At 67.6% G+C, this 21,374-nt stretch carries 12 protein-coding genes; 4 read left to right on the top strand and 8 right to left on the bottom strand.

The genetic code is table 11. The annotated features are described in order from the left end of the window. Positions 1-322: 322 nt before the first annotated feature. Together V5F66_RS06715 and galE are read left to right on the top strand one after the other, a co-directional pair. Positions 323-1,051, top strand: a complete 729-nt coding sequence (locus V5F66_RS06715) for a class I SAM-dependent methyltransferase (protein WP_394053755.1) — start codon at positions 323-325, stop codon at positions 1,049-1,051. A gap of 144 nt (positions 1,052-1,195) precedes the next feature. Further along, positions 1,196-2,212 carry a UDP-glucose 4-epimerase GalE gene (gene galE / locus V5F66_RS06710; RefSeq protein WP_394053754.1) on the top strand — a complete coding sequence of 339 codons (1,017 nt, stop codon included), beginning with the start codon at positions 1,196-1,198 and terminating at the stop codon, positions 2,210-2,212. A 73-nt stretch (positions 2,213-2,285) separates the two neighbouring features. Here the strand turns inward: galE and sseA are convergent, their stop codons facing one another. The 4 genes from sseA to V5F66_RS06690 all read right to left on the bottom strand — a co-directional run bounded on the left by sseA (position 2,286) and on the right by V5F66_RS06690 (position 7,398). Beyond that, the gene (gene sseA, locus V5F66_RS06705) at positions 2,286-3,140 is read right to left on the bottom strand and encodes a 3-mercaptopyruvate sulfurtransferase (protein WP_394093504.1); all 855 of its coding nucleotides are present in this window, start codon (positions 3,138-3,140) and stop codon (positions 2,286-2,288) included. Positions 3,141-3,259: 119 nt separating this feature from the next. Next, positions 3,260-4,288, bottom strand: coding sequence for a cysteine synthase A (locus V5F66_RS06700; RefSeq protein WP_394000526.1), 1,029 nt, complete (start codon positions 4,286-4,288; stop codon positions 3,260-3,262). Positions 4,289-4,364: 76 nt separating this feature from the next. Continuing rightward, positions 4,365-5,867: a cryptochrome/photolyase family protein gene (locus V5F66_RS06695; RefSeq protein ID WP_394093503.1), complete on the bottom strand. Its 1,503-nt coding sequence runs from the start codon at positions 5,865-5,867 to the stop codon at positions 4,365-4,367. 175 nt (positions 5,868-6,042) lie between these two features. After that, entirely contained in the window at positions 6,043-7,398 is a 1,356-nt protein-coding gene (locus V5F66_RS06690; protein ID WP_041576143.1) for an MFS transporter, read from the bottom strand. A 661-nt stretch (positions 7,399-8,059) separates the two neighbouring features. Here V5F66_RS06690 and V5F66_RS06685 point away from each other — a divergent pair. Continuing rightward, positions 8,060-11,785 carry a vitamin B12-dependent ribonucleotide reductase gene (locus V5F66_RS06685; RefSeq protein ID WP_394053751.1) on the top strand — a complete coding sequence of 1,242 codons (3,726 nt, stop codon included), beginning with the start codon at positions 8,060-8,062 and terminating at the stop codon, positions 11,783-11,785. A gap of 640 nt (positions 11,786-12,425) precedes the next feature. Next, the gene (locus tag V5F66_RS06680) at positions 12,426-13,826 is read left to right on the top strand and encodes a glycoside hydrolase 5 family protein (RefSeq protein ID WP_394005395.1); all 1,401 of its coding nucleotides are present in this window, start codon (positions 12,426-12,428) and stop codon (positions 13,824-13,826) included. Between the two features lie 42 nt (positions 13,827-13,868). On the opposite strand, the gene V5F66_RS06675 is transcribed toward V5F66_RS06680, so the two are convergent. The 4 genes from V5F66_RS06675 to V5F66_RS06660 form a co-directional block, all read right to left on the bottom strand. Continuing rightward, on the bottom strand, positions 13,869-14,234 hold the full coding sequence (locus V5F66_RS06675; RefSeq protein ID WP_394053750.1) for a hypothetical protein: 366 nt from the start codon (positions 14,232-14,234) through the stop codon (positions 13,869-13,871). 282 nt (positions 14,235-14,516) lie between these two features. Beyond that, the gene (gene prfB / locus V5F66_RS06670; RefSeq protein ID WP_049776065.1) at positions 14,517-15,647 is read right to left on the bottom strand and encodes a peptide chain release factor 2; all 1,131 of its coding nucleotides are present in this window, start codon (positions 15,645-15,647) and stop codon (positions 14,517-14,519) included. Between the two features lie 199 nt (positions 15,648-15,846). Beyond that, positions 15,847-18,441, bottom strand: coding sequence for an EAL domain-containing protein (locus V5F66_RS06665; protein ID WP_394093502.1), 2,595 nt, complete (start codon positions 18,439-18,441; stop codon positions 15,847-15,849). Positions 18,442-18,693: 252 nt separating this feature from the next. Then, entirely contained in the window at positions 18,694-21,108 is a 2,415-nt protein-coding gene (locus V5F66_RS06660; protein ID WP_012116639.1) for a penicillin-binding protein 1A, read from the bottom strand. Positions 21,109-21,374 lie beyond the last annotated feature (266 nt).

Below are 21,374 nucleotides of genomic sequence, written 5' to 3'. Positions count from 1 at the left end.
CTGCGGTCCGCCGGGCCTGGCACTGGCGGGTCGGGTCGATTGCCACGCCGTCCGGGTGGCCAGTCGCAGAAGCTCGCAGCTTGACCAAGACTTTGTGCTTATGGTATGATAGTAACATAATGCCCCGCGCGCCACACCGCTGGTCCGTGCCCGACAACGTGGCGCTGCATCTCCAGGTTAGCATGTGCGATATGAACTTTCGAGCCTTCTCGCAGGTGCGGGAACTATCAGCAAACGCCAACTTTTCGGGCTTCCCTTAGGTCTGCAATTGCAGGTAGAGTGACAACGACCAAGCTGGCGCCTCCGTTGGAAAGAGCCGTACATGACTCTGAACGAAGCGGGAAATCTCAGCCGTTATCTCGACGAGCGCTACATTTCCGCCAATTCCGATTGGCACCAGGACGACAGCGCGTGGAAGTTCGCGCATATCTCCAATATCCTCGATCGCAATTCCATCCGGCCCGCGTCCCTGTGCGAGATCGGCTGCGGCGCAGGAGGCATCGTCGAGCTCATGGCGCGCCATCTTCCGGATGCGACGGTGGACGGCTTTGAAATCTCGCCCCACGCCTTCGCCATATGCCAGCAGCGGCAGGCGCCCAACCTCACCTACACCCAGGGCAGCCCGTTCGACGGCGGACGACACTACGACGTGAGCATGGCCATCGACGTGATCGAGCACGTGGAGGACCCGTTCGCCTTCGCCCGGTCCATGGGTCGCATCTCAACCCACCAGGTGCTGCATATCCCGCTCGACATGAACGCACTGGCGGTGGCGCGCGGGTGGGTTATCGAGGATGCGCGCAACCATATCGGCCACCTGCATTATTTCACCAAGGCCACGGCGCTCTCCCTGCTGGATGAATGCGGGCTTGAGGTGATCGACCATTTCTATACGCCCTGGGCCATCGACCAGGCCGGCAAGACCCTGAAGAAGCGGCTCGCGGCGTTCCCGCGCAAGGTGGCCTTCGGGCTTGCGCCAGATGCCATCGTGCGCCTCGTGGGCGGCTGGTCGCTCATGGTGCTCACAAGGACCCGCTCCGCTCCGTCCTGACCCCTTACTTTCTCTTCTTTCGGTGGCTGGAAGGGGCGCGGCTACCGGAGTGGTTATCGCAATGGTATTTCGTCCACCGCCTGGCTGTGGCGGAGCGGGACGCGGCGGCGTGTCTCTTGTTTGAATGTTGGGGCGGCAACCTTAATGTCAGTGCTTGTGACCGGCGGTGCCGGCTATATCGGAAGCCATGCTGTTCTCGAGCTGGTCGGGCGCGGGGAAAGCGTCACCGTGCTGGACGACCTCTCCACCGGCTTCGACTGGGCCGTGCCGGAAGCGATCGACCTGGTGGTGGGTGACGTGGGCGACGCTGTTTTCATGCGGCGCCTGCTGGAAGAGCGCGGCATCACCGAGATCATCCATTTCGCGGCCCGGAGCCTGGTGGCGGAATCGGTAGCGGACCCGCTCGGCTATTATTTCGGCAACATCGTGAAGACCCGCACCCTGATCCAGACCGCGATCGAGGCCGGGGTGACGCGGGTGATTTTTTCCTCCTCCGCCTCGGTCTACGGTGAGCCGGTGGTGGACATCATCGGCGAGGACGAGCCCACCGTCCCGATCAATCCCTACGGCCGCTCCAAGCTGGCGAGCGAATGGATGCTGGAGGACGCGGCCCGCGCCCACGGCCTCGTCTACACGGCGCTGCGCTATTTCAACGTGGCCGGCGCCGATCCGCTGGGGCGCTCGGGCCAGTCGTCCCGCGTCGCCACCCACCTCATCAAGATCGCGAGTCAGGTGGCGGCGGGGGCAAGGCCGGGCCTTGAGATCTACGGCACCGACTATCCCACGCGGGATGGCACCTGCATCCGCGACTATATCCACGTCACCGATCTCGCCCGGGCCCATGTGGCGGCGCTGGAGCGCCTGCGGGCCGGCGGCGGGAGCCTGAAGGTGAATTGCGGCTACGGCCGCGGCTATTCCGTGAAGGAGGTGGTGGACGTGGTGAAGGAGGTGTCCGGCATCGACTTTCCGGTGACGCTCTCGCCGCGTCGGCCGGGAGATCCGGCTTGCCTGGTGGCCAGGGCCGACCGCGTTCGCGCCGAACTCGGTTGGGAACCGACCCTCGACCATCTGCCCACCATCGTCGGTCATGCCATCGAGTGGGAAAAGCGCCTGGAACGGCGCAAGGCCGCGCAACGGGCCGCCGCCAGCAGCGTGGCCTGACGCAGTCCGATCAGATCGCATCGCGATCTGATCGGCAGGAGCGTGATGGTCTTGAGGTGCGAAGACCGGCCCGTCAGCCGACCGCGATCTCCTTGCCGCTGGCGCCCCACTCGGTCCACGAGCCGTCATAGAGGGCGAGCGGCGTCTTGCCGATCAGCTCAAGCGCCACCCACAGGATGGCTGCCGATACGCCGGATCCGCACGAGGTGATGACTGGACGGGACAGGTCGAGCCCGGAGGCTTCGACCACCATGCGGATCTCCTCCGGCGACACCAGCCGCCCGTCCTTCACGAGGCGGCCGTGGGGCAGGTTGAAGCTGCCGGGCATGTGGCCGGAAGGCAGGCCCTCGCGCGGCTCGGGCGCTTCGCCGCGGAAGCGGGTGTCCTGGCGGGCGTCGAGCACCTGGGCGCTGCCGCTCTTCAGGGCCCGGTCCACGCGCTCGATATCGGCGACGAGGGAATGGTCGAAGCGCGGATTGAAGGTGGCGGGCAGACGGCGCACCGGCCCGTCTTCCACCGGGCGCTCCTCGGCGAGCCATTTGGGCAGGCCGCCGTCGAGAATCTTCACGTCACGCGCGCCGAAGGCCCGGAAGGTCCACCACACCCGCGGCGCCGAGAACAGGCCCACCGAATCGTAGACCACGATGCGCAGCCCGTCGCCGATGCCCAGCGCGCCCACGGCAACGGCGAAGGCGTGCGCGTCGGGCAGCATGTGGGGCAGGGGGGTGGAGTGGTCGGCAATGGTGTCGATGTCGAAATGCACCGCGTCGGGAATGTGCCGCTCCAGATATTCCTTGGCGCCGCTGCGGCCGGAATTGGGCATGTGCCAGGAGGCGTCCACCACCACAAGGTCGGGCGCGCCCAGATTGGCCGCGAGCCATTCGGTGGAGACGAAGGGGCTCGCTGGCGTGTCGACGGTCTCGCTCATGGGCTGTCTCTTTCGACTCCGTTCAGGCACCGGCAAGGGCGCGCGGCCCCTCATTGAGCGGATGGGCACGCGCGTCAAGCGGCCGGCGCAAGGCGCGCCGCGAAGGGAGCCCTGACGGCTCAGACCAGGACGTTCGGCACCTCGACCTTGCGCTCCAGCCATTCCGGCACCGGCAGGTTCTTGGAGCGCAGGAACTCGGGGTTGAAGAGCTTGGACTGGTAGCGGGTGCCGTAGTCGCACAGGATGGTCACGATGGTGTGGCCCGGCCCCATCTCCTTCGCGAGGCGGATGGCGCCGGCCACGTTCACCCCCGACGAGCCGCCGAGGCACAGGCCCTCGTGCTGCAGCAGGTCGAACACCACGGGCAGGGCTTCCTCGTCCGGGATCTGGAAGGCGGTGTCGATGGGCGCGTCCACGAGGTTGGCGGTGATGCGCCCCTGGCCGATGCCCTCGGTGATGGAGGAGCCCTCGGCCTTCAGTTCGCCGGTGGTGTAGTAGGAATAGAGCGCCGCGCCCATGGGATCGGCGAGGCCGATGCGGATGTTGGGGTTGCGCGCCTTCAGCGCGATGGCGATGCCGGCCAGCGTGCCGCCGGTGCCCACCGCGCAGATGAAGCCGTCCAGCTTGCCGCCGGTCTGCTCCCAGATCTCGGGCCCGGTGGTTTCGATATGGGCCTGCCGGTTGGCCACATTGTCGAACTGGTTGGCCCAGATGGCGCCGTTGGGCTCGGTCTTGGCGAGCGCCTCGGCGAGGCGGCCGGAGACCTTCACGTAATTGTTCGGGTTGGCATAGGCCACGGCCGGCACCTCCACCAGGATGGCGCCGGCGAGCTTCAGCATGTCCTTCTTTTCCTGGGACTGGGTCTCGGGAATGACGATGACAGTACGGAAGCCGAGGGGAGCGGCCACCAGCGCGAGGCCGATGCCGGTATTGCCGGCGGTGCCTTCCACGATGACGCCGCCGGGCTTCAGTGCCCCGCGCGCCACAGCGTCCTTGATGATGCCGAGGGCCGCGCGGTCCTTCACCGACTGGCCGGGATTGAGGAACTCGGCCTTGCCGAGGATCTCGCAGCCGGTCTCTTCGGAGGCACGCTTCAGGCGGATGAGGGGGGTGTTGCCGATGGAGTCCACAAGGCCGTTACGGATCATGTGCGGATCAAAGCCTTCAATGAATGTGGTGGCACGTTACTCAACGCATCTCGCCGTATCAATATGACAAGCCCCATCATTTTCGTGTGGATTCAAATGCCCGCAAGGCCCGCTCCCTCGCGGCACCATGGTCCACCAGGGGGCGCGGATAGGTGTGGCCGAGGCGGATGCCGGCATGGGCCAGCGTATGCGCGTCCGCCGTCCACGGCTTGTGGATGAGGGGCGCAGGCAGCTTGCCCAGCTCCGGCACGAAGGTGCGCACATAGGTGCCGTCGGGGTCGAATTTCTCGCCCTGGGTCACCGGATTGAAGATGCGGAAATACGGCGCTGCATCGAGCCCCGATCCCGCCACCCATTGCCAGGAGGCGGCGTTGTTGGCGCCGTCCGCGTCCACAAGCGTGTCCCAGAACCAGTCCTCGCCGGAGCGCCAGTCGATGAGCAGATGCTTGGTGAGGAAGGAGGCCACCACCATGCGGACCCGGTTGTGCATCCATCCGGTCTGCCAGAGCTGGCGCAGGCCGGCGTCCACCAGCGGATAGCCGGTCAGGCCCTTGTGCCAGGCCTTCAGCTCGCCGGGACATTCGCGCCAGGGGAAGGCGTCGAACCCGCGCTGGATGTTGCTCCGGGCGAGGTCCGGCATCTCGGCGAGGAGATGGTAGGAGAATTCCCGCCAGTACAGCTCGGCCTCGAACTTGTCGGCATCCACCAGCGGCACCGCGCCGGCCTCAGCGGCGTGGCGCACGGCGCTCAGGATCTGGCGCGGCGAGATTTCTCCGAAGCGCAGGTGGGGCGACAGGCGGGAGACGTGGTTGAGGTCCGGCCGGTCGCGGCCCTCCGCATAGCCGGCCAGCCCCGCGTCCATGAAGGCGGCGAGACGCGCCTGGGCGGCCGCTTCGCCGGCGGTCCATGCGGAGCGCAGGCCGCCGGCCCAGTCGGGATGGGTGGGCTCAAGGTCGAAGCTCTCCAGCGTCTCGCCTTCCGGGGGATGGGCGACACCGTCCAGATGCTTCGGCGCGGGCAGGGGGGTGTCGAGCCGCCGGGCCTTCAGCGCTGCGCGGTGGAACGAGGAGAAGGTGCGCGGCATGCCACCGGACGCCCCTTCGACGCTACCGGGCGGGTGCAGCAGATGGGCGCAGAAACTGAGCACGCGCCGGTCTTCGGACAGGAGCCGCGCGGCCACCGCATGGTCCACCCGGATCTCCGCCGCGCCGGCGCGGTCATTGAAGGCGACGGTTGCGGCGCCCAGCAGCGCCGCCACCTCCGGCACCACCCGGTTGGCCGGACCCCGGCGCAGGATGAGGGGGACCCCCCTGTCCTTCAGGTCGGCAGCCAGCGCCCGCAGCGACTGGGCGAGCCACCAGCGCGCCGCCCCGCCGAGGGGACGCACGCCTGGGCTGTCCTCGTCGAGCACATAGAGCGCGGCGAGCGGCGTGCGCGCTTCGGCCAGGGCGGCGAGCGCCGGGTTGTCGGAGAGCCGCAGGTCGTCGCGGAACCACAGCAGGGAGGGTGACGCGGGCGACCCGGAAGCACGGGGCTCGGAGGTCGGCAATTGGGAGGTGGGCAACCGGGCGGCTTTCATGGCGCTCCTCCTACGCCCTTGGGGCGCAAGAGGTTCACTCCCAATCGACCGGGGATGCAAGGGGGGCGTAAGCTCCCCAACATGGTTCAGGGCGGGGCGTTAAGCCCCCCAACACGGATCAAGTCGGGGCGTAAGCCCCCACATCGATCAAGGAGGGGCGTCAAGCCCCCCCGCCTCAGTGGTGGATGTTGATGTCGCGGGTTTCCTTGCCGAGAATCAGCGCCACCAGGGTGAACAGCGCCATCACGGTCAGGTAGACGCCGACCCAGAACGGGCTGCCGCCGCCATAGCTCCACAGCGCCACCGCGATGAACGGGGCCACCGCTGCGCCGAGGATGGACGACACGTTGTAGGAGATGCCCGAGCCGGTATAGCGCACGTTGGCCGGGAACAGCTCCGGCAGCAGCGCGCCCATGGGGCCGAAGGTGAGGCCCATCAGCGTGAAGCCGATGATGAGCCACGCCATGACGCCCACGAAGCCGGCGGACAGGATGGGCACCCACAGCAGGCCGAACACGGCGATGGCCGAGGTGATGGCGATGAGGGTGCGACGGCGGCCCCAGCGGTCGGCCCAGGGGCCGGACACCATGGTGAAGATGCCGAAGAACACCACGCCGCAGATCATCATCAGCACGAAGGTGCGGTAGTCGTAGCCGAGGCCCGGCAGGGCGGCCGTGGTGGCGGCGCGGCCGTAGCTCAGCGAGAAGGTGGTCATCAGGTAGAACAGCACGTAGGTGGCGAGCATGTAGAAGGTGCCGAGGATCAGCTCGCGCCAGTGGGTCTTGAAGGCGGCCGTCAGCGGCACCTTCTGGATCCCGCCCCGCTTCACCGTGTTCTCGAAGGCCTTGCTCTCCACCAGGCTGAAGCGCACCCACAGGCCGACGATCACCATCACCGCCGAGAACAGGAACGGGATGCGCCAGCCCCACGACAGGAACGCGTCGGACGGCCGGGAGGGATCGGAGGACGGCATCAGCGCCGCGATGATGAGGAACAGGCCATTGGCGATGATGAAGCCGATGGGCGCGCCGAGCTGGGGGAAGGTGCCGTAGACCGCACGCTTGCCGGGAGGGGCGTTTTCGGTGGCCACCAGCGCCGCACCGCTCCATTCGCCGCCGAGCGCGAAGCCCTGCGCGAGGCGCAGCACCACCAGCAGCGCCGGGGCCAGCCAGCCGGCGGTGGCGTAGGTCGGCAGGAGGCCGATGAGGAAGGTGGCGATGCCCATGGTCAGGAGGGCGCCCACCAACGTGATCTTGCGGCCCTTCTTGTCACCGAGATGGCCGAAGAAGATGGCGCCCAGCGGCCGGGCCACCATGGCCGCGCCGAACACCGCGAACGAGGCGAGCAAGGCGGTGGTCGGATCGCTGGCCGGGAAGAACAGGTGCGGGAACACCAGCACCGCGGCCGTGGCATAGACGTAGAAGTCGTAGAACTCGATGGTAGTGCCAACGAGGCTCGCCAGGATGACGCGGGAGCGCGGGTTGACGGCGTGATGTTCGTCGGCGGACGCGACGACGGTGGTGGATGACATGACCTGTTCCAACTGTCCCGGATCGCCTCGCTCCGTGCCCGGTCTCCACGGGCGCCACGGCGCCGGAGGGTTGGGCAATAATCTATCGCGATGCGGGGGAGGCGTAAGTGTCCCGCGCGCGAGGGAAGAGGCCGCTTGATAGATTATTGCGCACGGCTTTGCCACGCACGCGGATACCGCATTCTGCATGGTGGGCATGTGCGATGCGCATGACACCGTCGCCCGAACGGACTTTGGTTGCGTTCGAGCCGCCGCGCACCCGTCTGTATCCAGCCTGTGGATGACGGTGATGATCGCCACTTCGCGCACCGCGTCGGGTGGCCGGTCACGAAGACGCGAAAACCGAGCCGGGTAAAGGCCCATTAGGGATTTGATAACCTGGTGGGCGCCACCATATGTAGTATGGAGGTGGGTGTGAGGCCCCAGATCAAGGCAAAATCTGGTTTGACCCAGGGGCCAGACTCGCACTAGCGTTCGGGCTCTGAGCGATGGGCGTCCCACATGTATCGGTCGTGGATGCCAGCCGCACACCCAGAACCCCTGTTCTGCGAACCGTCACGGCGCGACGTCCTGCGCCGTGCCAGACGTATCGTCACGACTGCCACATTCATCATTTAGAATGATCGGCCCGCACGGGGCCGAGCCGAAGGAGCTACCGGTCATGCGCGTTGAACGCCGCTACACGCACGAGGGCCGTTCCCCTTACGCGGACATTCCGTTCCGCGAGACCGTGAGCGAGATCCGCAACCCGGACGGATCGGTGGTCTTCCGCCAGGAAGGCATCGAGGTCCCGGCCCAGTTCTCGCAGGTGGCGAGCGACATCCTCGCGCAGAAGTATTTCCGCAAGGCCGGCGTGCCCGCGCGCCTCAAGACCGTTGAGGAGAACACCGTTCCCTCCTTCCTGTGGCGCTCGGTGCCCGACGAGGCGGCCCTCGCGGCGCTGCCCGAGAAGGAGCGGCTGATCGGCGAGACCTCGGCCAAGCAGGTGTTCGACCGCCTCGCCGGGACTTGGACCTACTGGGGCTGGAAGGGCGGCTATTTCGACACCGAGGCCGACGCCCAGGCCTTCTATGACGAGCATCGCTACATGCTCGCCCTGCAGATGGCCGCACCCAATTCGCCGCAGTGGTTCAACACCGGGCTGTTCTGGGCCTACGGCATCGATGGGCCCGGCCAGGGCCACTTCTACGTGGACCACGAGAGCGGCGAGCTTCTCGCCTCCACCTCGGCCTATGAGCATCCCCAGCCGCATGCCTGCTTCATCCAGTCCGTCAGCGACGACCTGGTGAACGAGGGCGGCATCATGGACCTGTGGGTCCGCGAGGCGCGCCTGTTCAAGTACGGCTCCGGCACCGGCTCCAATTTCTCGTCCCTGCGCGGCGAGGGCGAGCGCCTGTCCGGTGGCGGCCGCTCCTCCGGCCTCATGAGCTTCCTCAAGATCGGGGACCGCGCGGCGGGCGCCATCAAGTCCGGCGGCACCACCCGCCGCGCCGCCAAGATGGTGGTGGTGGATGCCGACCATCCGGACATCGAGGCCTATGTGAACTGGAAGGTGATCGAGGAGCAGAAGGTCGCTGCCCTCGTCACCGGCTCGAAGCTCAACGCCAAGCACCTGAAGGCCGTGCTCAAGGCCTGCGTGAACTGCGAGGGCGAGGGCGACAGCTGCTTCGAGCCGGAGAAGAACCCGGCGCTGAAGCGCGAGATCAAGGCCGCCCGCAAGGCCGGCGTGGCGGATGCCGCCATCCGCCGGGTGATCCAGTATGCCCGCCAGGGCTACAAGGACATCGACGTTTCCATCTACGACACCGATTGGGACGGCGAGGCCTACATCACGGTGGCCGGCCAGAATTCCAACAACTCCGTGCGCGTCACCGACGACTTCCTGCGCGCGGTCGAGGCGGATGCGGACTGGAACCTGATCCGCCGCACCGACGGCAAGGTGGCGAAGACCGTCAAGGCCCGCGACCTGTGGGAGAAGATCGGCGCCGCCGCCTGGCATTGCGCCGATCCCGGCATCCAGTTCCACACCACGGTGAACGACTGGCACACCTGCCCGGCGGCCGGCGAGATCCGGGCGTCCAACCCGTGCTCGGAATACATGTTCCTCGACGACACCGCCTGCAACCTCGCCTCGCTGAACCTGCTGCAGTTCCGCGACGCCGAGAAGCGGTTCGACGTGGAGAGCTATGAGCACGCCGTGCGGCTGTGGACCGTGGTGCTGGAAATCTCGGTGCTGATGGCCCAGTTCCCGTCCCGTCGCATCGCCGAATTGTCCTATGAATACCGCACTCTGGGCCTGGGCTATGCCAATATCGGCGGCCTGCTCATGTCGAGCGGCATCCCTTATGACTCGCCCCAGGGCCGGGCCATCGGCGGCGCCCTGTCGGCCATCATGACCGGCGTGAGCTATGCCACCTCGGCCGAGATGGCCTCCGAGCTGGGTCCGTTCCCGGCCTATAGCGCCAATGCCCAGTCCATGCTGCGGGTGATCCGCAACCACCGCCGCGCCGCCCATGGCCTCAAGGACGGCTATGAGGGCCTGTCCATCGCCCCGGTGCCCCTCGATCATGTGTCCTGCCCGGACACCCGCCTCGTGGCCCATGCCACCGCGGCCTGGGACAAGGCTCTGGCGCTGGGCGAGCAGCACGGCTATCGCAACGCCCAGGTCTCGGTGATCGCCCCCACCGGCACCATCGGCCTGGTGATGGACTGCGACACCACCGGCATCGAACCCGACTTCGCCCTGGTGAAGTTCAAGAAGCTGGCCGGCGGCGGCTACTTCAAGATCATCAACCGGGCGGTGCCCGAGGCGCTGCGCACCCTTGGCTACTCGGAAGCCGAGATCGCCGAGATGGAGGCCTATGCGGTGGGCCACGGCTCGCTGGCGCAGGCTCCGGCCATCAACCATTCCACCTTGCGCACCAAGGGCTTCGACGACGCGGCCATCGCCAAGGCCGAGGCCGCGGTGAAAACCGCGTTCGACATCAAGTTCGCCTTCAACCGCTGGACCTTCGGCGAGGAATTCCTCAGCCAGGCCCTCGGTGTGCCGGCGGCGCAGCTCGCCGACCCCAAGTTCGACCTCCTGAACTTCCTCGGGTTCTCCAAGTTCGACATCGACGCGGCCAACGTCCACGTCTGCGGCGCCATGACCCTGGAGGGCGCCCCCTTCCTGAAGGCCCAGCACCTGCCGGTGTTCGACTGCGCCTCCCCGTGCGGCCGGCTCGGCAAGCGCTACCTGTCGGTGGAGAGCCACATCCGCATGATGGCGGCGGCGCAGCCCTTCATCACGGGCGCCATCTCCAAGACCATCAACATGCCCAACGACGCCAGCGTCGAGGACTGCAAGGCGGCCTACCTCCTCTCCTGGCGCCTGGCGCTGAAGGCCAACGCGCTCTATCGCGACGGCTCCAAGCTCTCCCAGCCCCTCAACGCCCAACTGGTGGCGGACGATGAGGACGAGGACGACGCAGTGGAGGCCCTCGTGGCCCAGCCCAACGCGGCGCGCACTGCCACCGTCACCGAGAAGATCGTGGAACGGGTGGTGGAGCGCATCGTCGAGCACCGGGTGCGCGAGCGGGAGAAGATGCCCGACCGCCGCAAGGGCTACACCCAGAAGGCGCTGGTGGGCGGCCACAAGCTCTATCTGCGCACCGGCGAATATGATGACGGCCGCCTCGGCGAGATCTTCATCGACATGCACAAGGAGGGCGCGGCGCTCCGCTCGCTCCTCAACAACTTCGCCATCGCCATCTCCCTCGGCCTGCAATACGGCGTGCCGCTGGAGGAGTATGTGGACGCCTTCACCTTCACCCGCTTCGAGCCGGCGGGCCCGGTGCAGGGCAACGACACCATCAAGTACGCCACCTCCATGCTGGACTATGTGTTCCGTGAGCTGGCGGTGTCCTATCTCGGCCGCAACGACCTCGGCCACGTGGATCCCCACGAGACCGGCTTCGACGCCCTCGGCAAGGGCGCGGACGAGGGCAAGGCGCCGAACCCGGCCAACCGCGTCGTCTCCAAGGGGCTGGTGCGCGGCAAGACCGTGAACCTGCTGGCGCCCCAGCCGGTGGCGACCGAGCCCCGCTCCGGTACCGACAATGTGACGGTGCTGCGCGCCCCGACCTTCGGCGCCACCGCGCTGAAGACCGACGTGGCCGAGCTGCCCGAGCCGGCGCCGCAGGCGCAGGAGATCGAGGCGGCGGTGGAAAGCCTGATGGAGAAGTCGCTGCCGTGGTCCACCACCGCCCGCAAGGCCGAGGCCCGCGCCGAGGCGCGTGCCAAGGGCTATGAGGGCGAGGCCTGCCCCGAGTGCATGAACTTCACCATGGTACGCAACGGCACCTGCCTGAAGTGCGACACCTGCGGCGGGACCACCGGCTGCAGCTGATCCCGGCTTAAGCACCCCCTACGGAACGACCCACGACGCCCGGCCCTTCGGCCGGGCGTTCTGCTTTCGGTGGTCTGTTCGAGTGCGCCTCGCTTCATGAGTGAGACCACGCCGATCCCACGCTGGGCCCGTTCCGGTCGGCGTCCGTATCGATGAGGTGGACAATATTTCGCAAAATGCGAAATAATGAATTTTTGCTCAGGACTTCCCTGCGCGCGCAGCCCATGCGCGAAAAGCTGCCTCAGACAACCTCTGAATTTTTGCGGGTCGCTGTTGATTTTCCGTCACATGGGCGGAGGGAATGCGCGCCCTTTACTGTGAAAACCTCATCAGACCCGCGTAAATCCTCACTCGAGCCGCGCCCCGGCGACATTTTGATGCCTCGACACCGGGAGGCGGCGTTTCAACACTGCACATCCTTCTAACGCTCGGTGACGGCCTGTAGTATGGTCGCACCGCACATGTGGTGTCATGGTGCCGTAACTGGGTTGCGGACGGCACGTGGGCGGCGAATGGCAGCGCCGAATGAATGGCGCGTCTGGCGTGTAACGCGCAAGTGGGGGGCGAGGGGATGCGATCGCGATGGGGGGCCACGGGTGCGACCGGAGCCACGGTAGTCGGCTTAACGGCAGGTGACCCGTTGGGAGGCATTCGCAATCGCGCCCGGGGGTGGCGGGCCGCGTGCGCGGCCGCCGTCCTGGCGCTGCTTGGCGCGACATCCCACGGCGCCGCCAACGAGCGCCGCCAGCTCACCTTCGAGGCGCAGACCGCGACGCCCCGGCCCGACCCCATGATTATCGGGGTGGGCGTTCATTTCGGCATCGGCGGCACCTACAATTATGATCCGCGCCGCGCCGCCGACCTGGTCCGCGACATGGGCTTCACTTCGGTGCGCGACGATCTGGTCTGGTCGCTGTTCGTGCGCAGCGGGGTCCACCCGAACGCCAGCCCGCCGCCGCAGATCTGGCGGCTGTATCGCTTCCTCGGCCTGGCCGGGGTCAAGCCGCTGTTGATCATCGGCCACGACAATCCCGTCATCGAGGGGGCGACGCCCCCCATGACCGCGGAGGGCCTGAAGGCGTTTGGAGACTTCGCCGCCAAGGCCTCCGATTTTGTCGCCCGCTTCGATCCCATGTTCGAGATCTGGAACGAGTGGAACCTGTCCGGCCAGTTCAATCCGCCGTGGGTCATCGGCGCCGGCCAGGAGGGCGATCCCCGCGCCGCCCGTGACTATCTGAATCTGGTCAGGACGACGCTGCCGGTGCTGAACAAGGTGGTTCCCGCCGCGCCGGTCCTCGTGGGTGTGTCGGGCTATGACGAGGACTGGTTGTGGACACGGGCCATTGTCGACGGCGGCGTGATGCGCGGCGCTCAGGGGCTGTCCATTCACGTCAGCAACCATTGCCACCCCACCATCTCCAAGCGCACTGCCACCGAGGCCATCGACCGGGTCGAGGAACTGCAGCGCGCGCTGACGGCGAATGGCGCGCCGCCGGTTCCCGTCTATGTGTCGGAGGTCGGCTGGCCCACCGCGCCGCTCACGCCCTGCGTGATCGCGCCCCAGCAGCAGGCGGACTATCTGGCCCAGTTCCTGTTCTGGGCGGCGGCGACGCCCTGGATCAAGGGCTCCTGGGTCTACCAGCTGAAGGACCAGGGCACCCGCCCCAATGACCTCGACGACAATTTCGGTATCGTCGGCTTCGACTATCAGCCCAAGCCCGCGGCCTGCGCGGTGCGGGAGGTGATCCGCCTCGTGAAGGGCAGTTCGGGATTCCGGGTGGAGCGCCCGTTCCCGGACATGTTCGTGGTCCAGCTCGGGTCGGCACCGGGTGAGGGGGGATCGGTCCGGCTGGCTGCGTGGACCACCGCTTCGTCGACCAAGGGGCGCATCGCCTTTCCCGCCGGCACCAAGGCCAGCGCCGCGCGCCTGTGCGGTGGCCCGCAGGCCGCGGAGGCGGACGGCTTTTCCATCGGTCCCCAGCCGATGATCATCGATGTCCCGGGCACCACGGCCGCCCTGGAGGCCACGCTCGATCGCTAAGCCCGGCGCCGGTCAGGTTCGCTCATCCGATCGGATCGCGCTTCAGAACGCCGGCGTCGGCGCGAACAGGCACAGGGTGCGCGCCTCGCGCTTGCCCTGGATCGAGCAGCGGTGGAACTTGCCGTCCGGGCTCTCGGGCACGGCGTCGCGCGGGTAATATTCGCCCGTCGCCTTGATGAAATAGCCCTGGCCCACGAACTCCACGTCCTCCGGCCCGATCTCGTAGCAATCCTGCCCCGAGCAGCAATAGGCTGGATACCATTCGTGGGCGCGAGCGAGGCTGGGCAGGAGCGCGAGGGCGCACAGGCTCAGGGCCAGACCCAGGGCGTGCCACGCGGCGTGCGGCGTGGCGCGGCCGGAGCGGGGCCCCGGGAACGGCGGCGTTCGACGCGACTTCGGATACGTCATCTGCGACGGCTCCGTCTTGCCCGAGGCCGGGAGCGGCCGGCTCGGGACACGAGAGCACGCGTGCTCCCTTAACGCCGGGAGACGGGTTGACCGGCCAGAATGTCCACTCGGACCGGATCCGGCTCCACGAGCCGATCAGGATGACCCAAGCAGCGGAAAGCTCAAAGGAATTTTCGCGGGGTCCGAGATGCCGGAAGGGCAGGGGCAGCGGTGGTTGCAGCCGCCCCGGGGAGGCATTGGCGGCGGGGATACCGCCAATGGGAAGACCGGCTCAGGCGCGGATCAGTCCACGTCCTCCACGCTGTCGGGGCCGCCGCCATAGGCGCGCTGGGCCAGGGCCGCCTGCATGAAGGGGTCGAGGTCGCCGTCCAGCACCTCCTGCGGGGTGCCGGAGGTGACGCCGGTGCGCAGGTCCTTCACCAGCTGGTAGGGCTGGAGCACGTAGGAGCGGATCTGGTGGCCCCAGCCGATGTCGGTCTTGGCCGCCTGCTCGGCCGCCGCCTCCGCCTCGCGCTTCTTCAGCTCCAGGTCGTAGAGCTTGGCACGCAGCATGTTCCAGGCGGTGGCGCGGTTCTTGTGCTGGGAGCGGTCGCCCTCGCTCACCACCGCGATGCCGGTGGGAATATGGGTGAGGCGCACCGCCGATTCCGTCTTGTTCACGTGCTGGCCGCCGGCGCCGCCGGAGCGCATGGTGTCCACCCGCACATCGGCTTCCTTGATGTCCACCACGATGCGGTCGTCCACCACCGGATAGACATCCACCGAGGCGAACGAGGTCTGGCGCCGGGCGTTGGAATCGAACGGCGAGATGCGCACCAGCCGGTGCACGCCGGCTTCCGTCTTCAGCCAGCCGTAGGCATTGTGGCCCTTCACCTGGATGGTGGCGGACTTCAGCCCGGCCTGCTCACCCTGGGATTCGTCCATCAGCTCCACCTTGAAGCCGTGCCGCTCGCACCAGCGCCGGTACATGCGCAGCAGCATCTCGGCCCAGTCCTGGCTGTCGGTGCCGCCGGCACCCGCATGGACCTCCAGGTAACTGTCGTTGGAATCGGCCTCGCCGGAGAGCAGGGCTTCCAGCTCGCGCCGGGCCAGTTCCGCCTTCAGGCCGTCGAGGGACGCCGAGGCCTCGGTGATGACGCCTTCGTCGCCCTCCGCCTCGCCCAGCTCGATCAGCTCGATATTGTCGTCGAGGTCACGCAGTACGCGGTCGATGGCGCCGAGGCCGTCCTCCAGCGTGGTACGCTCTTGCATGAGCTTCTGCGCCCGCTCGGGGTCGTCCCAGAGCTTGGGGTCCTCGACGATGGCGTTCAGCTCCGCCAGACGCCGCCGCGAGCGGTCCACGTCGAGGTGGGACCGCAAGAGGTCCAGGGAAGCTCTGATCTCGTCGACCTTTGCGGCGAGTTCCGCGCGCATGGCTCATCATACTCCGGCTGGATCAGGACGGGTTCAGGCCGAGACGACCCGAACCGGCACTCCGTCTCCATATCTGGGAAGGTCATGCACCGATCGGCCGCAACGCGAGGCCGATCGGTGCATGACCGAAGGGGGCCGCGGAAAATAGCGGCGGCGCGCGCGGGTGTAAACGGAAGAGGCGGCGCTTCGCTCCCCGCGTTCAGGGTTCCGCGCGTTCCGGGGTGTGCGAGGGCGCGTTGGCGGCAAGCCAGCCGGCGACGGCGTCCGCCTCCAGCGGCCGGGCGAACAAATAGCCTTGGACGGCATGGCAGCCGAGGGTGCGCAGCAGGTCGGCCTGCGCCGCCGTCTCCACGCCTTCCGCCACCACCGCCATGCCGAGGCTCTGGCCGATGAGGATCACCGCCGTGGCCAGGGCGAGGGCATTCTTGTCTTGCTCGATGCTCAGCATGAAGGAGCGGTCGATCTTCAGCTCGGCGATGGGCAGGCGCGACAGGGCGCTGAGGCTGGAATAGCCGGTGCCGAAATCGTCCATGGCGATGCGCACGCCCAGCGCGTCGATGGCGCGCGCCGTGGCGAACGAATGCGGGTTCTGGTCCATGGTCACCCGCTCGGTGATCTCGACCCGAAGGTCGCTCGGGGCCAGGCGATGCCGCTCCAACGCATCGGCGATGATCCCCACGATCTCGCCGCTGCGGAAGCTCAGGGGGGAGAGGTTCACCGAGACGTGCGGCACCGCCACCCCTTCCGCGCGCCAGACCGCGATCTGCCGGCAGGCCTCCTCCACCGCCCACTGGTCGATGCTCTCGATGAAGCCGTATTCCTCCGCCAGCGCGATGAAGCGGGGCGCCGGAACCTCGCCGTGGACCGGATCCGACCAGCGGGCGAGCGCCTCCACGCCGTGCAGCGCGCCGCCCGCAAGCGTACCGTTCGATGGCGTGTCGTTCGATAGCGTGACCTTCGCCAGCGTGACCTGGGGCTGGTAGACGAGGCGCAGTGCCTGATTCTGCACCGCCTCGCGCAGGGCGACGGACAGCACCAGGCGATCCTCCACCCTCTTGTTCAGATCCTCGGTGAAGAACTGGAACCGGCCCCTGGCCTTGCTTTTGGCCTCGTACATGGCGGTGTCGGCGTGCCGCAGCAAGGTCTCGGCGCTAGTGCCGTGCTGGGGATAAAGGGCGATGCCCACCGACGCCGACATGGTGAGGTGCAGCTTCTGCGCCGGGATGGGGGCGCTCAGGTAGTCGATGAGGCGGCGGGCGATGCGCGCGGCCTCCTCCGCAGCGCAGTCGTGCACCACCACCACGAACTCGTCGCCGCCGGTGCGGCCCACCGTGTCCCCGGTGCGCAGCTGCGCCTGGAGGCGCCGGGCCATCTCCACCAGAAGCTCGTCGCCGGTGGAATGGCCGAGGGTCTCGTTCACGTCCTTGAAGTGGTCGACGTCGAGCATCATCACCGCGAGGGGTTCGTCGCGCTCGGCCGCCTCGGCGATGAGGTCGCCCAGGGATTCGATCAGCCGGCGGCGATTGGGCAGGCCCGTCAGCGCGTCGATGCTGGCAAGGGTGGCGATGCGGTCGCGCGCTTCCGAGCGCTCGAGGACCAGCGCGCACAGGTCGGCGCAGGCCGAGACCACGCTTTCGAGCCAGGGCGCGGCGAAGGGGGGGCCGGGGAAGTAGAAGGCGAAGGTCGCGGCTACCTTGCCGCCGCGCAGCCTAGCCGGGATGGACCAGCATCCCTTGATGCCGTGGGGAAGCACGAGGTCCTTGAAATCCTCCCACAGCGGGCTCGCGGTGATGTCCTCCACCATCACCGCCTCGCCGCGAAACGCCGAGGTGCCGCAGCTGCCGCACTTGGGGCCGATGGCCAGGCCCTCCACCGCGGCCGAGAATGCGGCTGGCAGATTGGGGGCGGCCAGCACCGTCAGCCGGTCGTCGGCGGTGACGCCCATGATCGAGCAGAGGACACCGGGGGCCAGTTCCTCCACCTTGCGGCACAGCAGCTCGAGAATGTCGCGAGCCGGCGCGTCGGCGGCCAGCGCCGCCAGCACCTGCCGCTGCAGGTCCTCCATGAGGCGGGCGTGGGTGATGTCCGCCAGCACGGCGACCACGTGCTCGAGCGCGCCGGTGACCTGGTTCAGCACCGGCGTGACGATGGCGGAGACCCACACCTCGTTGCCGGAGGCGCCGCGCAGCGGCACGTCTTCCGGGAACGGCATCCGGCGCTGGATGCCGCTGCTGATGCGGGCGGCAAGGTCGGTGGCGCCTTTGCCGGTGGCCAAGAGGTCCTCCAGCACGCGCCCTTCGGCCTCGCCCTCGACGTAGCCGAGCATCTCCTGGAAGGCGCGGTTCGTGTAGACGATCCGGTGCCGCGCATCGGTGACGACCACGCCGCGATCGGTTTTCTCGGCGACGAGCGAGAGAATGCTGATGTGCTTGGCTGCCCCCGTGGGGTCCGGCATGGCGTGCACCACTGCCGCATAGCCGGCTTTGCCGGCGTGCCACACCTGCGCCAGGCGGACGAGGGCGAAGGCGCTGGAGCCGTCCGGGCGGGTGATCACCACCTGCCAGTCGGCGCCGACCATGTCCTCCATGGTCCAGCGCAGCGCCGGGTCGAAGCGCAGCGCCGCCGGAAAGACAACGCGCGCGTTGCGGCCGACCATGGCGGCGGCAGACAAGCCCCACAGGTGCTCCGCGGCCGCATTGACAAAGGTGATGGTGCCGGTTTCGTCCAGAAACACCACAGCATCCGTAGCCCAGCTGGCGGCGAACGGAGGAAGAACAGCGATCGGCTTGCCCATGGCTGCGGCTCCGCGCCAGGACGGCGCCTTGCGGACGACACGGGGCACGACGAAGGCGCCTTCCCCGGAAACCGATCCGAGAGCCGCAATCCGCCGGACGACGACGGCGATGCTGCCTTCGGGATCGACTTGATCCAACGGTACCTTATCAATTCCGCAGGTGTTGTACAGAAAGCCGCAAGTCTTCGTTAACGCAGCTCCAGCTGCCGGGACGCGGGATGGCTCCGGTGGGGCTCCGCGGCTGGCGCGGGCTCAGTAGAGCCCGCCTCCGGTGCGCACGGGGGCGCTGGGCTCGGGCGAGGAGCCGTCGGTGCCGGAATAGCCGGCCACGCTATAGCCGTCGGGCGGGGCGGTGCCGGGCTTGAAGGCCTCCAGGATGGAGCTGTCGCCGGGGCCGGCGCGCTGGCCGCTCTTGCGGTCGATGCGCACCAGCTTGATGCCGGCCGGGACCCGGAACGGGATGGCCGGGCGGTCGGCGATGGCGGTCTTCATGAAGTCGCGCACGATGGGCGCCGAGATGAGGCCGCCGGTGGAGCCCTTGCCCATGGGCTTGGGCTTGTCGTAGCCGAGATAGACGCCCACCACGATTTCCGGCGTGAAACCGATGAACCAGGCGTCCTTCTCTTCGTTGGTGGTGCCGGTCTTGCCGGCGATGGGCTTGCCCAGCTCCTTCAGCGCGGTGCCGGTGCCGCGCTGGACCACGCCCTCCATCATGGAGGTGATCTGGTAGGCGGTCATGGGGTCGAGCACCACCGGGCGGCGGTCCACCAAGCTCGGCTCGGGCTGGTTGTCCCACTTGTCGGCCTCGCAGCCGCGGCATTCGCGCTCGTCGTGCTTGAAGATGGTGTGGCCGTAGCGGTCCTGGATGCGGTCGATGAGCGAGGGCGTCACCTTGCGCCCGCCATTGGCGATCATGGCGTAGGCGCCGGTCATGCGCAGAAGGGTGGTCTCGCCCGATCCCAGCGCCATGGCGAGATAGGGCGGCATGTCGTCATAGATACCGAAGCGCTTGGCGTATTCGGCGACGATGGGCATTCCCACGTCATTGGCGAGACGCACGGTCATCACGTTGCGCGACTGCTCCAGGCCGAAGCGCAGGGTCTGCGGGCCATAGAACTTGCCGGAATAGTTTTCCGGCCGCCACGTGGCCTGGCCCTGCTGCTCCAGCTCGAACGGGGCGTCCATGACGATGGTGGAGGGGGTGTAGCCGTTATCCAGCGCCGCCGAATAGACGAACGGCTTGAACGAGGAACCGGGCTGGCGCATGGCCTGGGTGGCGCGGTTGAACTGGCTCTCGTCGTAGGAGAAGCCGCCGGAGATGGCGAGCACGCGGCCGGTGGTGGGCTCCATGACCACCATGGCGCCTTCCACGCCCGGCAGCTGGCGCAGGCGCCACTGGCCGGTGCGGTCGCCCAAGGGCTCCACATAGATCACGTCGCCGGGCTTCAGCACCTGCGACAGAGGGCGGCGGGTCCATTTGGCGCCGTCCACGGGGATCAGGCCCACCTCGCGGTCGGTGGAGCGGGCGCCGGACTTGGTGCGCGGCGGCTGCAGGCCGATGCGCGCATTATCCTTGCCCACGTCCAGCACGATGGCGAGGCGCCAGGGAATGTCGGTCAGTTCCTTGACCTCGCCCAGCTTCACGCCCCAGTCGACCCCGCCGGAGAGGTCCACATGGGTGACGGGCTTGCGCCAGCCGCGCTCTTCGTCATAGCGCACGAGGCCGTCGGTGAGGGTCTTCTTGGCCAGCACCTGGAGCTTGGGATCGAGCGGCGTGCGCACCGAGAGGCCGCCCTCGTAGAGCTTGCGCTCGCCATAGCGCTCGTAGATCTGCCGGCGCACTTCCTCGGCGTAATATTCCGCCGCGAAGATCTGCGCGCCGGTGGCCCGCGGGGTCACGTCCAGGCCCGACTTCTTGGCCGCCTCGCCCTCCTGCGGGGTGACGAAACCGTTCTCCACCATGCGGTCGATCACCCAGTTGCGGCGATCGGTGGCGCGGGAGCGGTCGCGGAACGGATTGTAGGAGGAGGGGGCCTTCGGCAGGGCTGCGAGATACGCCACTTCCTGCACGTTCAGCTCGTCCACCGACTTGTCGAAATACACCAGCGCTGCGGCGGCGATGCCGTAGGCGCCCATGCCGAGATAGATCTCGTTGAGGTACAGCTCGAGGATCCGGTCCTTGGAATAGGTGCGCTCGATGCGCAGGGCGAGCAGCGCTTCCTTGACCTTGCGGTCGAGGGACACCTCGTTGGTGAGCAGGAAGTTCTTGGCCACCTGCTGGGTGATGGTGGACGCGCCCTGGGGCCGGACGTTCTTGCCGTAATTCTGGAAATAGAAAGCCGCGGCGCGGAAGATGCCGGTGGGGTCGATGCCGCCGTGCTCGTAGAAATTCTTGTCCTCGGCCGACAGGAAGGCCTCGATGACCAGCTTGGGCACGGACTGGATGGGAATGTAGAGCCGGCGCTGCTTGGCGTACTCGGCCACCAGCGCGCCATCGGCGGCGTGCACGCGGGTCATCACCGGCGGCTCGTAGTTCTGCAGCTGGGAGTAGTCGGGGAGGTCCTGGGAGTATTTCCACACGAAATAGGTCGCGCCCGCGGCTCCGGCGAGAAGCACCACGGTGGTGAGCGCGAACACGAACCCCAGAAACCTCAAGATCAACCGCATTTCGCCGGTTCCCTCCCACGGCGCCCCATCAGGCGCGGCACCGCATAGCGCGACTTCACTCCCGTGCGAAGGCCCCAAAGTGCGGGGCCGGTGCCGGCAGCGCAACTTCCCTTTCACGTCCGCGCGAGTGGAACAGGCACGCCGGCGGCGCACGTGGAGAGGAATCGCAGATCAGAGCCTATGGCGGGCAAACGTGGCCGCTTCGCGACGCGGCCGGTACCGCCGGTAAACGAAAACGCCTCCCGGAGGACCGGGAGGCGTGGTTT

The sequence above is a fragment of the Xanthobacter versatilis genome (genome assembly GCF_043193975.1).
GTDB classification, from domain to species: Bacteria; Pseudomonadota; Alphaproteobacteria; order Rhizobiales; family Xanthobacteraceae; genus Xanthobacter; species Xanthobacter autotrophicus_E.
Note: the sequence above shows the minus strand (reverse complement) of the source record. Positions and strands in the feature narration are given on the sequence as shown.